The sequence below is a fragment of the Streptomyces azureus genome, assembly GCF_001270025.1.
Taxonomy (GTDB): Bacteria; Actinomycetota; Actinomycetes; order Streptomycetales; family Streptomycetaceae; genus Streptomyces; species Streptomyces azureus.
This window is the reverse complement of the sequence record NZ_DF968275.1, coordinates 24,896-38,198: the sequence shown is the minus strand read 5'-3', so window position 1 is coordinate 38,198 and position 13,303 is coordinate 24,896. Positions and strand designations below refer to the sequence as shown.

The 13,303-nt window shown below is 71.3% G+C and carries 11 protein-coding genes and 1 pseudogene; 3 read left to right on the top strand and 9 right to left on the bottom strand.

Going from position 1 to position 13,303, the window contains the following annotated elements; all coding sequences use genetic code 11:
• Positions 1 to 314, bottom strand: a pseudogene (locus AOQ53_RS17400) (SGNH/GDSL hydrolase family protein); the annotation flags it as partial.
• Between the two features lie 158 nt (positions 315 to 472).
• Here AOQ53_RS17400 and AOQ53_RS17395 point away from each other — a divergent pair.
• Positions 473 to 1,861, top strand: a complete 1,389-nt coding sequence (locus AOQ53_RS17395) for a cystathionine beta-synthase (protein ID WP_059418321.1) — start codon at positions 473 to 475, stop codon at positions 1,859 to 1,861.
• Between the two features lie 457 nt (positions 1,862 to 2,318).
• Here the strand turns inward: AOQ53_RS17395 and AOQ53_RS17390 are convergent, their stop codons facing one another.
• Positions 2,319 to 3,200 (bottom strand): helix-turn-helix transcriptional regulator, encoded by an 882-nt coding sequence (locus AOQ53_RS17390; RefSeq protein ID WP_059418320.1) that lies wholly within the window; start codon positions 3,198 to 3,200, stop codon positions 2,319 to 2,321.
• Positions 3,201 to 3,345: 145 nt separating this feature from the next.
• Here AOQ53_RS17390 and AOQ53_RS17385 point away from each other — a divergent pair, with 145 nt between their 5' ends.
• Entirely contained in the window at positions 3,346 to 4,107 is a 762-nt protein-coding gene (locus tag AOQ53_RS17385; protein ID WP_059418318.1) for an SDR family oxidoreductase, read from the top strand.
• A 15-nt stretch (positions 4,108 to 4,122) separates the two neighbouring features.
• Here AOQ53_RS17385 and AOQ53_RS17380 read toward each other — a convergent pair whose 3' ends face one another.
• Together AOQ53_RS17380 and AOQ53_RS17375 are read right to left on the bottom strand one after the other, a co-directional pair.
• Positions 4,123 to 4,548 carry a hypothetical protein gene (locus AOQ53_RS17380; RefSeq protein WP_059418316.1) on the bottom strand — a complete coding sequence of 142 codons (426 nt, stop codon included), beginning with the start codon at positions 4,546 to 4,548 and terminating at the stop codon, positions 4,123 to 4,125.
• Between the two features lie 203 nt (positions 4,549 to 4,751).
• Positions 4,752 to 7,541: an alpha/beta hydrolase gene (locus AOQ53_RS17375; protein ID WP_059418329.1), complete on the bottom strand. Its 2,790-nt coding sequence runs from the start codon at positions 7,539 to 7,541 to the stop codon at positions 4,752 to 4,754.
• A 581-nt stretch (positions 7,542 to 8,122) separates the two neighbouring features.
• Between AOQ53_RS17375 and AOQ53_RS41195 the strand changes: the two genes are divergently transcribed.
• On the top strand, positions 8,123 to 8,566 hold the full coding sequence (locus AOQ53_RS41195) for a PLP-dependent transferase (protein ID WP_078945357.1): 444 nt from the start codon (positions 8,123 to 8,125) through the stop codon (positions 8,564 to 8,566).
• On the opposite strand, the gene AOQ53_RS17365 is transcribed toward AOQ53_RS41195, so the two are convergent.
• The 5 genes from AOQ53_RS17365 to AOQ53_RS17345 form a co-directional block, all read right to left on the bottom strand.
• Complete coding sequence (locus AOQ53_RS17365) at positions 8,559 to 9,545, bottom strand: M56 family metallopeptidase (RefSeq protein WP_059418314.1); 987 nt, start codon at positions 9,543 to 9,545, stop codon at positions 8,559 to 8,561. The genes AOQ53_RS41195 and AOQ53_RS17365 overlap by 8 nt on opposite strands.
• A complete protein-coding gene (locus AOQ53_RS17360; RefSeq protein ID WP_059418313.1) occupies positions 9,542 to 9,934 on the bottom strand; it encodes a BlaI/MecI/CopY family transcriptional regulator in 393 nt (130 codons plus the stop codon). The genes AOQ53_RS17365 and AOQ53_RS17360 overlap by 4 nt, the downstream gene beginning before the upstream one ends.
• Before the next feature lie 337 nt (positions 9,935 to 10,271).
• Entirely contained in the window at positions 10,272 to 10,523 is a 252-nt protein-coding gene (locus AOQ53_RS17355) for a metal-sensitive transcriptional regulator (protein WP_059418311.1), read from the bottom strand.
• 58 nt (positions 10,524 to 10,581) lie between these two features.
• On the bottom strand, positions 10,582 to 12,855 hold the full coding sequence (locus AOQ53_RS17350; RefSeq protein ID WP_059418310.1) for a heavy metal translocating P-type ATPase: 2,274 nt from the start codon (positions 12,853 to 12,855) through the stop codon (positions 10,582 to 10,584).
• A 112-nt stretch (positions 12,856 to 12,967) separates the two neighbouring features.
• Positions 12,968 to 13,240 (bottom strand): heavy-metal-associated domain-containing protein, encoded by a 273-nt coding sequence (locus AOQ53_RS17345; RefSeq protein WP_059418309.1) that lies wholly within the window; start codon positions 13,238 to 13,240, stop codon positions 12,968 to 12,970.
• Positions 13,241 to 13,303 lie beyond the last annotated feature (63 nt).

Here is a 13,303-nt window from a genome sequence, read left to right as displayed (position 1 = left end):
GCCGCGAGGCCCGACGCCAGCAGCGCCCCCGGGGTCTGCCCGGCCCGGTGCACGCCCTGGCCGGCGGCCGTGGAGTCGCCCAGCATCGTCAGCCGCAGCGGCGCCTCACCGGGGACGTCGTACGTACGGCCGTACCGGCCGTCGGCGTTCGGCACATGGGGCGACCTGCCGTTGCCCACCCGGCGCCGCGCCAGCTGCACCTCCGCCAGTACCAGCCCCACGGCGGCCGCCCCGGCCAGCCCGATCCCGCCACCGCCGTACGCCGCGCCCGCCGCGATCCGCCGGGCCACCCGCGCCCTCGACATGCTCGTCATGCGTCGCCGCCACCTCCTCGAACCCGTACAACCAGTGCTTGCCCCGTACAGACCGTCGCCCAATCTCAACAGCGAGTGAACGACCGTCACGGATGACCGGCAGGCCATAGGCTGGCGGCACCAACTACGACCACTTCTGCGGCAAACCGGAGACAACGGTGCAGTTCCACGACTCGATGATCAGCCTCGTCGGCAACACCCCGCTGGTGAGGCTCAACAGCGTGACCAAGGGCATCAGGGCGACCGTCCTGGCCAAGGTGGAGTACTTCAACCCCGGCGGCTCCGTGAAGGACCGCATCGCCCTGCGCATGATCGAGGCGGCCGAGGAGAGCGGCGCGCTCAAGCCGGGCGGCACGATCGTCGAGCCGACCAGCGGGAACACCGGTGTGGGTCTGGCCATCGTGGCGCAGCAGAAGGGGTACAAGTGCATCTTCGTGTGCCCCGACAAGGTGAGCACCGACAAGATCAACGTGCTGCGCGCGTACGGCGCCGAGGTCGTCGTCTGCCCGACCGCCGTGGACCCCGAGCACCCGGACTCCTACTACAACGTCTCCGACCGGCTGGTCCGTGAGACGCCCGGGGCCTGGAAGCCCGACCAGTACTCCAACCCGAACAACCCCCTCTCGCACTACCACTCCACCGGCCCCGAGCTGTGGGAGCAGACGGAGGGGAGGATCACTCACTTCGTGGCGGGCGTGGGCACCGGCGGCACGATCTCCGGGACCGGCCGCTATCTGAAGGAGGTCAGCGACGGCAAGGTGAAGGTCATCGGCGCCGACCCCGAGGGATCCGTCTACTCGGGCGGCTCCGGGCGGCCGTACCTCGTCGAGGGCGTCGGTGAGGACTTCTGGCCCACCGCCTACGACCGGACCGTCGCGGACGAGATCGTCGCCGTGTCCGACAAGGACTCCTTCCAGATGACCCGCCGCCTGGCCAAGGAGGAGGGCCTGCTCGTCGGCGGCTCCTGCGGCATGGCGGTCGTCGCCGCGCTGGAGGTCGCCGAGCGGCTCGGCCCGGACGACGTCGTCGTGGTGCTGCTGCCGGACAGCGGCCGCGGCTACCTCAGCAAGATCTTCAACGACGAGTGGATGGCCGACTACGGCTTCCTGGAGGACGCGGGCCCCAGCGCCCGCGTCGCCGACGTCCTGAACGACAAGGAGGGCGACCGCATGCCCTCCCTCGTCCACATGCACCCGGACGAGACGGTCGGCCAGGCCATCGAGGTGCTGCGCGAGTACGGCGTCTCCCAGATGCCGGTCGTCAAGCCGGGCGCGGGCCACCCCGACGTGATGGCCGCCGAGGTCGTCGGCTCGGTCGTGGAACGCGAGCTGCTGGACGCGCTGTTCAGCAAGAGCGCCTCGCTCGACGACCCGCTGGAGAAGCACATGTCCGGCCCGCTGCCCCAGGTCGGCTCCGGCGAACCCGTCGCCGACCTGATGGCCGTCCTCGGCAAGGCGGACGCGGCGATCGTCCTCGTCGAGGGCAAGCCGACCGGTGTGGTCAGCCGGCAGGACCTGCTGTCCTTCCTCGCCCGGTCCGCGACCTGACGGCGAACGGCCGGTGAACCACCCGTTAACCGGGTGCACTTGCCGTTCGTCCGCGATCTTCGTGGACTTCGCGGAAGTGGTACGAGGGCGTCACGTTCGCGCAGCACCCGCTTAACACGAGTCCTGCACATTAGTGGGTGTCGGCAGGGCGGGAGCGGCTCCCCGCCCCGGCCGGCGCCGTTGGCGTCAAGGACCTCCGGAGCGGCTCCCGGACCTCCACCGACGCCACAGACGCGAAAGCCCGGCCTGACCAGGTCCGCGTCTTACGCGGGGACCGCCGTCGTCCCGCCCCCCGTTCACGGGGGTGCGGCGGTCCCCGCGCACATCTTTCCCGGTGCTCTGAGCGCTGGGCTGTCAGCGGCGGGTGACGCCGACACGGATGCGAGTGCCACCCGCGTCAGCGATCCCCGTTTCGCAGGCGTCGGCATCCAGGCACTGAGCCGGCGCCGCGGACGCCTCAGGCACGTTCCGGGGCTTCGGGGGCGACTGAGGACCAACTCCCCAGCAGTGCCAGACGCTCCGCCGTCTCCGAGCCGGGCCGCGGCGTGTACGCCACGATCGTCTGGTCCGGGGCCGCCGGGATGGTGAGGGTCTCGAACGGGAGGGTCAGCAGGCCCGCGACCGAGTGCCGGATCTGCTTCACCCCGTGGTCGCAGGGCTTGACCAGGTGGTCGGCCCACAGGCGGCGGAAGTCGTCGCTGGCGCGGGAGAGTTCACCGACGAGCCTGCCCATGGCGGGGTCGTCGGGGTGGTGGCCCGCGTTGAGGCGGAGGTGGGCGACCATCTGGGAGGCGATCGCCGGCCAGTCCGGGTAGAGGTCGCGGGCGGTGGGGTCGAGGAAGACCCGGCGGGGCAGGTTGCGGTCGCCGGGGGCCCTGTCGCTGAAGCCGACCACGGCGTCACCGAGGGCGTTCCAGGCGAGGACGTCCATGCGGTGGTCAAGGACGTACGCCGGGTTGCGGTCCATGCCGTCCAGGATCAACTGGACACCCGGGCGCACCCGGGACGCGGACGCGGCCTCCTGAGGATCGGGTTCCCCGGCCGCGGCCGGACCGCCCTCGGCCCGTCGGCGGGGCCGGGCGACCGCCCGCAGATACTCGTGCTCCGCCTCGTCCAGCCGCAGTACTCGCGCGACGGCGTCCAGCACGGCATCCGAGACGCTCGGACCCCTGCCCTGCTCAAGACGGATGTAGTAGTCGACGCTCACCCCGGCCAGCTGCGCCACCTCCTCACGACGCAGGCCCGGGACACGGCGGCGGCCGTACGAAGTCAGCCCCACCTCTTCCGGCTGGATACGGGCGCGGCGCGAGCGCAGGAAGTCTCCCAGTTCTCCGTCCATGGGTCCGAGCCTAGGCGGCCCGGGGCCGGCGAACCTGGTACTGCCGGACCCAGGAAAAGGGCAGCCCTGGGTACGGCCGCCGAGGGAGCCGAGGGTGGTGGACGAGGCCGGGGAGACGCCCCGGCCACCACCGAGGGGACGCTCCATGCCGTACGAGAACCTGGCCGGCCGCACCGCCGTCGTCACCGGAGCCGCGAGCGGCATCGGCGAGGCCGTCGCCGTGCTGCTGGCCTCCCAGGGCGCACGGGTGGCGCTCCTCGCCCGGCGTGAGGAACGGCTGACGGCGATCGCCGGGAAGATCCGCGCCGACGGCGGGCAGGCCCTAGCCGTCGGCGCGGACGTCACCGACGAGGCGTCCGTGGCCGAGGCCGCCGACCGGATCCACGCGGAGTACGGGCGCGTCGACCTGGTCGTCAACTCCGCCGGCGTCATGCTGCCGCACCCCGTCGACGCCCGGCGCGCCGACGAGTGGCAGCGGATGCTCGACACCAACGTCGCCGGAGTACTGCGGATCACCGGCGCCTTCACCGGCGACCTGGTGGGCGCGGCCGCGGACGGCCGTACGGCCGACGTCGTGAACATCTCGTCCATCGCCGCGCACGCCAGCTTCCCGAACTACGCGGTGTACGGCGCGACCAAGGCCGCGGTCACCTATCTGTCGCAGGCCCTGCGCTCCGAGTTCGGGCCGCGGGACGTCCGGGTCACCAACATCGAGCCCGGGGTCGTCGAGAGCGAGCTGCGCACGCACATCGAAGACGCGGAACTGGCCCGGCAGGTGGAGGGCATAGTGGACGAGGTGGGCGCGCTGTCCGCCGAGGAGCTCGCCGACCTGGTGGCCTACGCGACCAGCCGCCCGCGCCGGGTCAACCTGCGGCAGATCGTCGCGCTGCCGACACGCCAGGTCTGAACGGCGTGCGCCCGCTCAGTCCTCCCAGCCGCCGTTCTGGGAGGACTTGCGGCGGCCGCCGAACAGGCCCGGGTTGGTGCGGGCGGCCTGCACGACGTTGACGCCGACGATGCCCGCCCAGGCGGCGAGCAGGCCGGGCAGATGGCCCACGCCCCCGCCGATCGCGGACAGCGGCACCGCGAGGACGAGGGAGACGATCCCGAAGCCGAAGCGCTCGCCCCAGGAGTCCGTGGCCCCCGGCGACCGGGAGTCCCGGGCCGTCTGCATCTGCTGCTCGGCGAGCTGCCGGCGCACCCGGCGCTCCACCGCGCCGTCGATCCGCTGGTCGACCTTGTCCAGGAACGAGTCGACCAGCGCGGACTCGTACTCCTCGCCCAGCTCCCTGCGCGCGTGCAGGGTGGCGTCGAGTTCCTTCTTCAGGTCGGTGTCCCGCGCGTCCATTCCGGTCATGCCACTCACGGTAGAAAGCCGGGGCCCCGGCCGCACTGGGGTTAGCCCCCCTGTCCGGGCTGGGGCTGCCGGGCGTGAGGCCGAGGGCTGCCGCTGAAATCGACCTCGTCGGTGAGTAGTTGTCGTACGGCGGAGGAGGACTCGGGCCGGCGCCCGGGGTCAGCCGTACGACGCCGGCGAGCCGTTGGGCCGCGTCATGTCGCGTCCCGTACCGTGCCGGTGACCTCCGGCCCCTTGACCTCCTTGTCGCCGTCGGCCGTGCTCAGCCGCAACAGAAGGGACTCGACCGGCTCGGTCACCTGGTCGGCGATGGTGGGCACCTTCACGTCGACGCTCCGGCTGCCCGCGGGAACCTCGAACGACAGACGAGGTTCGTCCGGCATCCGCGACAGCGCCCGCTGCGGACTGGGTGAGACGTCGAAGTTCTCCTTCAGCCACGCGGGGGAGACATCCTTGGTGGACAGCTCGGCGCCACGGCGGACGGGCTGGATCCACAGATCTCCGTACAGGGTTTCGTCGGCTGCCGCGGACAGGCTGATCCGCCAGACCAGTTGCCTGCCCTCGGTGACGCGGTCGGCGACCGGTGTCACCCGCATGGTGGGCCTGGGGTCGTCGTTCTCCACGATGATCTTGCCGCGATGGGAGCCGACCACCGCGCCGTGGACCGACTTGACGAACACCGGCCGGTCGACCCCGTCCTCGTAGCGGTCGTCGCCCTTCACCGTCATCCGTACGTTGACGGGGGCGCCCGGGCGGACCGTCACCGTGTGCACGACCGGGTACTTGTGTCCCGGCTCGTCCACGAACACCCGGACCTGGCCGCTGCCCTTGCCGGAGACCGTCACCGGCACCTGATAGGTGCGCGTGCCGGGGCCGCCCTCCTTGACGGTCGTACGGCCGACGTCCACGCGGGCGAGCTGAGCCGGCTTGACCGCAGGAGTGCCGGGGCGCCAGCCCCAGGCGTCCATCAGCCACGCCTGTCCGGACGAGGAGCGGGGGGTGAGGCGGAGGGTCTTGACGCGTGCCAGGTCGAGTCCGGCCCTGGCCGCGGCGGACAGCGGTACGCGGACTTCGCGCGCCCAGTACGAGGACGTCCGGCTGGTGCCGGGCAGGCCGTCGACGCGGACGCGGCCGAGAGCGGCCCGCTTGCCGGACGCGTCGGTGAGCGACACGTCCAGCCGGGTGCCGGTGGTGTTGGGCGGCACGATCACCCGCAGGGTCAGCGCCTTGGCGCCCAACAGGGAGACCGGGTGAGCGGGGCTGAGCCGGGTGGCGGCGCCGGACTTGGTCCAGCGCATGGCCAGCGCGTGGCGGCCGGGCTCCTTCTGCGTCTCCCAGAGGGCGAAGTGCGGCGAGGCCTGTTGGAGGCGGGACGGCAGGCAGGAGGCGGCCGGATCCGTGTCCACCTGGGCGCACAGTCTGCCGCCGCCGACCGTGGCGGAGGGCTCCGGCAGGAAGGCTCCGCTGCGCCCGGCGCCGACGGCGTGCGTGAAGATCCGGGCGGTCCCGGCGGAGGCGGCGCGCACGCCGGAGCCGTCGATCAGCGGGCGGGCCCGATCGTCCCGGGCGATGAACAGCCGGGCCGCGGCGGCGATGTAGGTGGATCCCGCCTTCTGCTGCTGCTTGGCGGTCAGACGGGTCTTGGCGTCCTGCGAGCACAACCGGTCGTCGTGGTCGCCGGAGTAGGTGACGTCGTCCTCGGCGGGGGCCGCGGCCTGGCCGGGAGTCCACTCGGTGTTGAAGTAGTTGTGGTTCGCGCCCACCATGTAGACCGCGCTGTGCAGGGCCGTGCCGCGGCTGACACCACGCGTGCCGTCGACGTACGTCTCGCCCTGCAGATTGGGCATGTCGCCGTCGCAGCCCGCCAGGATCGTCATGGACGGCACATCGGGGACGGGGTTCTGGGCCAGGGCGGAGGGGGCTACCAGGACGGTGCCGCGTATCGTCCAGCGGACGCGGCCCCGGTAGCCGTCCTGCGCGGCGGGCGGCGGGTACAGGCTGTCCAGGGTGGCCTGGTTGACGGCCTCACCGCCTCGCGAGTGCCCCACCAACAGCACACGTCCCAGGTCGGCTCGGGGCGCCTTGCGCACGGCCGCCGGTGCCTTGGACGGGTCGGCGGCCCAGTCCGCCCAGTGCCCCAGGTGCAGCCGTATCAGGGACGACCGGAACGCCGCGCCGCCGTCCGCCCTCATCGCGTCCTGGGCGTTGATGCCGTTGGCCGAGACCGACACCGTCACATAGCCCTGGGAAGCCAGCAGCTTCTGGTCGTGCAGGTGACCGCGGTAACTCGGCACCTGCTTCTGGCCGGTGCCGCACGGCCAGTCCGCGGTCCGCGTTCCTTCCGCGTCGAAGCAGGTGTCATGGCGACCGTGCAGGAACAGAGCCAACGGCCGGCGGCCCGCGGCACCGGACGGCGCCACGACCACGGCCTTCATCTCCACCCGGTCGTCCAGTCCCGGCAGGCGCACCGACGCCAGGGAGTACTCGCCCTGGACGGTGCGGAATGTGCCGGCGACACCGGGATCGATCTTGTGCACAGGGTTCGCGGGCAGGGTGCCCGTCAGAGGCGACGCGGCCGAAGGGCCTTCGAGGTCGCGTCCGCGCCCGGCGTCCGTTCCCTGCGCGTCCAGCCGCCGTCCCGCGGCCTCGACCCGCAGATCCCGCGCCGGCCCGAGACGTACCCCGTCCAGCGGAAGCCGGAAGGTGCGCCCGTCCGCGGCAGCCGCGGGATGCCCCAGCAACCGGCCCCCACTGCGGAACTCGATCCGGGCACCGCCCATCGGTACCCGGCCGGGTGAGCGCCACTCCAGCTTCTCCGTCCCGGCCGAGCCGATGATCCTCCAGCCGTCGGGGAGGTGCGGTGAGGCGTCGGCGGACGGTCTCTGGGGCTCCGGGCCGGGTGCGGCCTGCACCGTGCCCGGCCATCCCCACGCCATCGCGAAGGCCGCCGTCACGGCGGCCATCATGCGCGGGATACGTATCACGTCTCGTTTCTCCTTGTCGTCGGATGTGTGGTCGGATTCCATGTCGGGTGGAGCTGGACAGCGTTGTGCCCGGGCGCTCGGTGGCCACCGGTGCCCAGTGGGCGGGCGGCGGTGTCCGGTTGCGGCTTGCACCGGGGAACGGCTGTGTCCACGGCGGACCGGGCCGCGCTCACGGCCGCTCCGTGCTGCGCGACTACTCAGGTGCAGGGGGACCGAGGAGTGGGAGCAGCAACGGAGTCAGGGTGTGACCGCGCATGGGACCAGAACCTGAGCAAGTGGGCTTACCGAATGTCACCGAGGGGACGATCCTCGAGGTCGGACGCGTTTTTCAGCTACCCCCGGGGTCAGGCTGAACAACTTGGTTCCCGGTAGTCCGGGGCTCTCGGCAACAGGACCTCCGCCCATGGAGGAGCGGAGGTCGAGACCACGAGCCGGGTCGCCCTGCGCACCGACCAGTTCGACGCATCGGAGAAACGAGGGGCGCCTACGGCGCTCCCGTCGAGGGCTCCCACACGACCCGTGCGCCTTCGCCGCGGGCGGCGGGCTCATCAGTTCGGAACCCGCAGGAGGATCGGACCGACATGGTCAGCGGTTCACCGCATGCGCGCCTGGCAGTGCTGTGCCGCCCCATAGAACACGGCGCCGACGGGGTCGTGCACTCGGCGACGAAATACCTGGCGGGTCACTCCGACGTACGGGACGGGGCCGCCGTCTTCGCCGACGTGGAGCTGCGCGACCGGGTGTGGCCGCGCACCGTCGAACTCGGAGCGCGCGCCGACCCGTTCGTGGCCTGGCTGACCCTGCGCGGGCTGCCGTCGCTGCCGCTGCGGATGCGGCAGCACTGCGCGGGCGCACACCTGCTGGCCGGCCGTCTCGCGGAGCAGGAGCAGGTCACCGCCGTGTACTGCCTGGCTGCCGGCCATCCGTCTTACGACCCTCCGCGCCCAACGAATAGCGGTGAATTAGGTGGGCGAGCCGGGCGCCCCGGACGCCGGGAAAGTGTATCTGCGTATTCGATTAGTTAATCGTGATACCCGGAACGGAACAGCAAGCCAGGACAAGCGGAGTCAGGGCTGCGGCCGCGGTAAGTGCCACAAACACTGTCCGCGGTGTCGGAGCGCAGGCGGTGTGCGGTGTGAGGATGCGGCGCATGCGCACCACAGCCGACGGTCCGCCCGCCGCGAAGGCCGTATGGGGCGCCTGACCGGATGCCACCGCGTACAGGGCAGTGGCGAGCGCGTCCCGCGAACACCGGCGCAGCGCCCGGTCGTCGGCTGCCATCTCAAGCAACAGCGGTACCTCGGTGCGAGCGAGCCGGGCCAAGGGCAGTCCACGGAAAATGGCACCGAAGGCCACGGCTGCGGCCACCAGCAGATGGTGGCGGCCGGCGATGTGCGCCCGCTCGTGTTCCAGCACCGCTGTCACCTGCTGTCCGGTCAGGACCTGAAGCGCCCCCGAACTGACCACGACTTGAGGTGCGCGACCCGGCAGGCAGTACACGGCCGGGGTCTCATGCTCCAGCACTGTGGCGCCCAACTCCGGTCGCCTGCTGCCGACGAGGCGCAGCAGTTCGGCGTGACGTACCCGCAGACGCCTCGCGCTCAGGAGTTCAAGTACGAGGGCGACAGCGAAAACCGCGGGCACGGAGGCCGCCGCGAAAAGGGCCACCCATACGCGGGTTTCCACGCCCGCCAGGCCGTTCGGAAGGAGAGGCCCGCACTGCGCGCCGCCGGAGACGATGCAGGCCTCGGGGAAGCGGGACAAGTGGTGGCTGCCTGCTGTCGGAAGCAGTAGCTGCAGGGCCGTCAGGGACACGGAGGCGATGAGGGACAGCCAGAGCAGGATCCACACCATGAGAGCCAGCCGGGGTGTTCGGTGCGCCCAGTGGCTGTGGGCAAGTGCCCTCGGCAGCAGCACCCCGACCACCAGGGCGATGGCCAGAGGCGGCAGTACATGATGGCCGGGAACGAGTAACCCGCCTGAGTAACCGAGGAGTTCGGTCACGAGGGCGCTCCCGGCTCCTCGGCGCTGTCAGGAATGCGGCCCATCGCGCGCAGTGCGGCAGACAGCGCGGATACGTCCTCCGGAGACATGTGCTCCACAAATCGCTGCAGCGCGGCCTGGCGGTCCTCGGTGATGCCGAGCGCGTCCTCCATGAGGGCGGCGGTGTATTCCTCACGGCTGCGCTCGGGTTCATAAAGCCAGGCGCGCCCGGCCTTCTCGCGGCGGAGCAGGCCCTTTCGGTGGAGGATGTCCGCGACCGTCAGCACCGTCGTGTAAGCGACGGGACGCATGTGATTGATGTCGTTGACGATCTCCCGGACCGTGGCAGGCCGGCTCCAGCGCCAGAGCCGGTCCATGATTTCGGCTTCGAGGTCACCCAGCCGTCGCACCCGTCCCCCTCTTCTTCCCCGTCACCGAGGCGCCTCACATCGTATGGCACCTCTCGCCTCCGCAGGATGGTCACACAGCCGTCACGCATACGGGTGGGGGGTATGTTGCATTCATGTTCTCACTCAGCAGGGAAAACGCCGCCGGAGCCCCGAAAAGCCCGTGCGCGAAGGTCTGCGGAGGCGACCTGGGCGGAGCCGGGTTGGCGCTGTTGCGCCAGATGCTCGGTCTGTGTCTGCGCCTCAGCCTCCGGCTGAGCGCCGACTGCCCCGCGGGCAAAGGAGTTTGAGCAGCTCCGGGCCCGGGCGGTTGAACCGCCCGGGCCCGGAAACCTGGGGGTCACGCCCGTACGAGCCGGGCGATCGTCTTGGACGCCTCGTTGACCTTGGTTCTGGCCTGCTCGCCGCCCTCCACGATGGCCTCCGTGACGCAGCAGTTGAGGCGCTCGTCCAGCAGGGCCAGCGCGCAGGGCTGGAGCGCGGCGTTGGTGGCGGCGACCTGGGTCAGGACGTCGATGCAGTAGGTCTCCTCCTCGACCATGCGTTGCAAGCCCCTCACCTGGCCCTCGATCCGGCGGAGCCGTCGGAGGATGACGTCCCGGTGGGTCTGCTCTCCGGCTGCGGCCTCCTTCCCATCCTGGTGGGCCGCTTCAGCGGTCGGCCGGCTGGAAGCCGCGCAGTCGCAGGCTGTTGCCGACCACGAAGACCGAGGAGAAGGCCATGGCCGCTCCGGCGATCATCGGGTTGAGCAGGCCGGCGGCGGCGAGTGGCAGTGCGGCGACGTTGTACGCGAAGGCCCAGAAGAGGTTGGACTTGATGGTGCCCAGCGTCTTGCGGGACAGGCGGATGGCGTCCGCCGCGACCCTCAGGTCGCCCCGCACGAGCGTCAGGTCTCCCGCCTCGATCGCGGCGTCCGTACCCGTTCCCATCGCCAGGCCCAGGTCGGCCTGAGCCAGTGCGGCAGCGTCGTTGACACCGTCGCCGACCATCGCGACCGAGCGGCCCTCGCTCTGCAGGCCCTTGACGGCGTCGACCTTGTCCTGCGGCATGACCTCGGCGATCACGTGCTCGGGCGCGATGCCCACCTCCGCGGCGACCGCTTCGGCGACCGCCTTGTTGTCACCGGTCAGCAGGATGGGCGTCAGGCCCAGGGCGCGCAGGCGCTTGATGGCCTCCGGGCTGGTCTCCTTGATGGCATCGGCGACCTCCAGGACCGCGCGGGCCTCGCCGTCCCAGGCGACCGCGATGGCGGTACGCCCGGCCGCCTCGGCCTCGGCCTTGGCGCGTCGCAACTCCTCCGGCAGGGACATGGCCCATTCGGTGAGCAGCTTCTCGCGTCCGACCAGGACGGCGTGGCCTTCGACGACGCCCTGGACGCCGAGGCCGGCGATGTTGGCGAAGTCCTCCGGAGTGGGGAGCGTGCCGACGCGGGCGGCGGCGCCGGAGGCGACTGCCTGGGCGATGGGGTGCTCGGAGGAGTGCTCCAGGGCGCCGGCGAGGCGCAGGACGTCGTCCTCGTCGGTGCCGTCAGCGGTGTGCACGGCGAGCAGGCTCATCTTTCCGGTGGTGACGGTGCCGGTCTTGTCCAGGACGATGGTGTCGACCTTGCGCGTCGTCTCCAGGATTTCGGGTCCCTTGATGAGGATGCCGAGCTGGGCGCCGCGCCCGGTGCCGACCATGAGGGCGGTCGGCGTCGCCAGGCCCAGGGCGCACGGGCAGGCGATGATCAGTACGGCGACCGCGGCGGTGAAGGCGGCGGTCAAGCCCGCGCCGTTGCCGAGCCAGAAACCCAGGGTGCCGAGCGCGAGGGCGATCACGACCGGGACGAAAACCGCAGAGATCTTGTCGGCGAGCCGCTGGGCGGCGGCCTTGCCGTTCTGCGCGTCCTCCACCAGCTTGGCCATGCGGGCGAGCTGGGTGTCGGCACCGATGCGGGTGGCCTCGACGACCAGGCGGCCGCCGGCGTTCAGCGTGGCACCGGTGACGGCGTCCCCGGTGCCGACCTCGACCGGCACCGACTCGCCGGTGAGCATGGAGGCGTCCACGGCGGACGACCCCTCGACGACCACACCGTCGGTGGCGATCTTTTCACCGGGCCGCACCAGGAACCGGTCGCCGACCTTCAGCTCGCCGACAGGAATGAGCTCTTCCCGGCCGCCACGCACCACCGTGACTTCCTTGGCGCCGAGCTCCAGCAGGGCCTTCAGCGCAGCCCCCGCCTTCCGCTTCGACCGCGCCTCGAAGTACCTCCCGGCCAGGAGGAAGGCCGTGACGCCCGCCGCGGCTTCCAGGTAGATGTTCCCGGCGCCGTCGGTGCGGGCGATGGTGAGCTCGAAGGGGTGGGTCATGCCCGGCGTGCCGGCCGTGCCGAAGAACAGCGCCCAAAGGGACCACAGGAACGCCGCCGAGGTGCCGACGGAGATCAGCGTGTCCATCGTTGCGGCACCGTGCTTGGCGTTGGTCCAGGCGGCCTTGTGGAAGGGCCAGGCGGCGTACGTCACCACGGGCGCCGCCAGCGTGAGCGAGAGCCACTGCCAGTACTCGAACTGCAGCGCCGGGACCATGGCCATCGCGATCACCGGGACGGCGAGTGCCACGGCGGCGGTCAGCCGCTGGCGCAGCGGCCGCAGCTCGTCGCTCTCCTCCTGCGCGGAGCCCTCACCGGACGCGGAGTCGTCGGATCGGGCGGTCTCGGGCTGGGGTTCCCGTGCGGTGTACCCGGTGGCCTCGACCGTCGCGATCAGGTCCGAGACGGTCACGTCCTCGCGGTAGGTGACCTTCGCCTTCTCCGTGGCGTAGTTGACGGTGGCCTCGACCCCGTCCAGGCGGTTGAGCTTCTTCTCGATCCGGGCGGCGCACGAGGCGCAGGTCATGCCGCCGATGGCGAGTTCGACCTCGGCGGCGCCGGGCGTGGTGGTGGTCATGTCTGCTCCTCGGAGCTCACGGACGCGATGCGCGAAAGAAGAGGTGTGCGAAAGAGGACAGGGAGAGCGGGGGCCGCGAGGGTGTGCGGCCCCCGCCCGGCTCGTGGGTCGGTCAGGCGGCCACGCGGCCGGCGAAGTCGTAGCCGGCCTCGTCGACGGTCTTGGCGATCAGCGCGTCGAGCGCCTCGTCGGGCTCGGCCGCGGTCGTCACCGTGACCAGGCCGGTGCCGATCTCGACCTCGACCGCGGTGACCTCGTCCAGGCCGCCCACCGCCTTGGCGACGACGCCCTGGCAGTGCGCGCTGCCGACGCCGTTGACCTTGTAGGTGGTCTTGGTCTCCGCCGTGGTGTGGCAGCTTCCGTCAGGGGTGCAGCAGTTCGACACGGGTCCTCCGCAACTAGTGATTCATACCCCTGGGGGGTATCTGTAACGGCTCCATGTATACCC

Bases quoted from the DNA above. Each gene is read 5' to 3' on its own strand.
- AOQ53_RS17390 (WP_059418320.1), bottom strand. From the start codon at position 3,200: ATGGACGGAGAACTGGGAGACTTCCTGCGCTCGCGCCGCGCCCGTATC.
- AOQ53_RS17385 (WP_059418318.1), top strand. From the start codon at position 3,346: ATGCCGTACGAGAACCTGGCCGGCCGCACCGCCGTCGTCACCGGAGCC.
- AOQ53_RS17380 (WP_059418316.1), bottom strand. From the start codon at position 4,548: ATGGACGCGCGGGACACCGACCTGAAGAAGGAACTCGACGCCACCCTG.
- AOQ53_RS41195 (WP_078945357.1), top strand. From the start codon at position 8,123: ATGGTCAGCGGTTCACCGCATGCGCGCCTGGCAGTGCTGTGCCGCCCC.
- AOQ53_RS17350 (WP_059418310.1), bottom strand. From the start codon at position 12,855: ATGACCACCACCACGCCCGGCGCCGCCGAGGTCGAACTCGCCATCGGC.